This is a genomic window from Roseomonas aerilata DSM 19363, from assembly GCF_000711725.1.
In the GTDB taxonomy this organism is placed as follows: domain Bacteria; phylum Pseudomonadota; class Alphaproteobacteria; order Acetobacterales; family Acetobacteraceae; genus Roseomonas; species Roseomonas aerilata.
Genome location: NZ_JONP01000123.1, coordinates 1 through 2,301 on the forward strand (window position 1 = coordinate 1; position 2,301 = coordinate 2,301).

General features: G+C 67.4%; 3 protein-coding genes. 1 reads left to right on the top strand and 2 read right to left on the bottom strand.

Translation table 11 applies throughout. From position 1 onward, the window contains the following. Together BO39_RS29245 and BO39_RS29250 are read right to left on the bottom strand one after the other, a co-directional pair. A partial coding sequence (locus BO39_RS29245; protein ID WP_043840403.1) for a PAS domain S-box protein occupies positions 1-950 on the bottom strand: 950 nt, incomplete at its 3' end. Positions 951-978: 28 nt separating this feature from the next. Beyond that, on the bottom strand, positions 979-1,755 hold the full coding sequence (locus tag BO39_RS29250) for a YihY/virulence factor BrkB family protein (protein WP_052403039.1): 777 nt from the start codon (positions 1,753-1,755) through the stop codon (positions 979-981). A gap of 90 nt (positions 1,756-1,845) precedes the next feature. Here BO39_RS29250 and BO39_RS34845 point away from each other — a divergent pair. Next, on the top strand, positions 1,846-2,301 hold a 456-nt coding region (locus BO39_RS34845), incomplete at its 3' end, for a GTP-binding protein (protein ID WP_281175649.1).

Sequence of the window (2,301 nt, forward strand, 5' to 3'; positions counted from 1 at the left end):
CCAATCTCCCCGGCCTCTTTGCCGATGAGCTCCGCCTCCGCGTAGCCGCTCTCCCGAACGAAGGCATCGTTGGCCCGCAGCAGGCGGCAGCCGGAACGTAGGACAAGGATGGTCGGCACTGGTGCTAGGCGAAAGGCCACCCCGAACCCTTCCTCGCTCCTCCGCAAAGCCTCCTCGGTCCGCTTGTGGGGCTCGATATCGACGAAGGTGAAGAGCATGCAGTCGGCGTTGCCGACCTCGATTGGCTGCCCGGCGACCACCACCCGCTTCTCGCCGCCGCCGGGCAGCTGCAGCACGGCCTCCATCTGAGGGATAGTGCGCCCCTGCTGCAGCCGCTCAACGGCGAACTCCCGTCGGGCAGCACCCTCCAGCACGTCGATCTCGTAGGCCGAGCGGCCGACCACCTGCTCCTCGACGTAGCCGGTCATTTCGAGGAAGCCGCGGTTGACCTTGATGTGCCGGTGATCCGAAAGCCGCAGGATGACCGCGGGCGCCGGGTTCGCGCTGAAGGCCGCCTCGAAGCGTTCCTCGGCGTCGAAGCGCTCGGTCTCGTCGTTCAGGATCAGCACAAGGCAGTTCGGAACACCTGCGGCATCGTTGAGCACCAGGCTGCGGATACGGTGCGTCCAGAGCGCCTCGTTCTCCCCGGCCGGCGCCACCTCGACCACCACCTCGTCGAAGGCCTCACCGGCCATCACCCGCTCCATCGGGTAGGCGCCCTCCGGCAGGCGGTGCCGGTTACGGTAGCGCAGCTCAAAGCGTCTACGGTACTCGGACACGGTAGCACCAAGTTCGGCCACCTCATGCACACCGTGCATTCTAAGGGCTGCGTTATTGGCCCAGGTAATCGCCTGGTCGGGGCCGATGAGGATGACGCCATCCTGCAGGGCGGCAAGAATAAGCCGGAGCTGCTGCTGATCGGCGTTGTCATGCGATGGAAGGTCAGCCACTCGGGGAAACTCCTGGTCAGGCGGTCAGTCAGGCTGAACCTGCAGAATGCCGCTCGAGCTCGGCATTGAGGGCTGCACCGATCAGCACGGTGGCACTCGACAGCCAGGCCCATACCATCAGCACCACCACGGCGCCGAGTGAGCCATAGAGCCGGTCGTAGCCCCTGGACCGTGCGACATAGAAGAAGAGGGCAGCCGAGCTGAGGAGCCAGGCCAGCGCCGCTAGGGCGCCACCCCAACTCACCCACTGCCACCGCGCGCACTTGCGGCTGAGTCCGTGCCGGTAAGTCAGAGCCGGCCCAAACGACACCGCGGCAAAAAGGAGCGGCCAGCGGCCAAGTAGTAGCCCGTCCAGAATGCCGCCGGTACCTGCCCGGTCGGCCAATGCGGCGGGCACAAGGATAGCGCCGAGTGCCAACAAGATGAAGACCGCGGCGCTGAGCGAGAAGACCAGCGCAACGGCGTACAGGCGGAGCAAGCCTCGGCTCTCCCGCTCGTCGTAGGCGACGTTCAGCGCGCTAAAGAGCTTGTCAGAGGCAACGATCGCTCCCCAGAGGGCGGCGGGGATCACCGCGGCTGGGGTCCCCCAGGCAAACCCCCTTTCCCGGAAGGCAGCAAGGCGGTTGAGGAGCTCACCGGCCACCTCCGCCGCCGCGGCCGGCAGAGATCCTGACGCGGCGTCCTGCAGCCCTTGTACTGCCGCATCTGGCTCCAGCAGGATGCCGCACAGCCAGATCAGAACAGCCAGCGCGGGGAAGACGGTTAGAAGGGCGTCGGGAGCGACGGCAGCCGCCTCGCCCAGCAATCTGCTCCAGGATCTGAGAGGCCGCCTGGCGCAGAGCCCCTCGTCACGGCCCAGTTCGCCGCGAGCCTGCACCCCGTCGGAGCGGCGCTGATGGCCTTCCTGGGCCCCGTGGTCGCCATCCCCTTCGTGCTACTGCACGGCGCCGGGAACGGGCTGCTGACCATTGCGCGCGGCACCCTGCCGCTCGCCCTGTCCGGGCCGGCTGACTACGGACCGGGCTGCTGGCGGCCCCAGCGCGCCTTCTCCAGGGCGGGGCGCCGCTCCTCTTCGCGCTGGTGCTGGACACGCTGGGGCCGCACGCGGCGCTCCTGCCGTGCGGCGGCCTCACCGCGTTGTCCTTGGTCGCGCTGCTGTCTCTCACGAGCCGGTCTCGCGGGACGTAAGCAGGTCGATCACGTCGGGATGTCCGTGACCGTGCTGACCGGCTATCTCGGCGCTGGGAAGACGACCTTGCTCAACCGCATCCTGACGGAGGACCACGGCAAGAAGTACGCGGTCGTCATCAACGAGTTCAGTGAGCTCGGCGTAGACAACGACCTCGTCGTC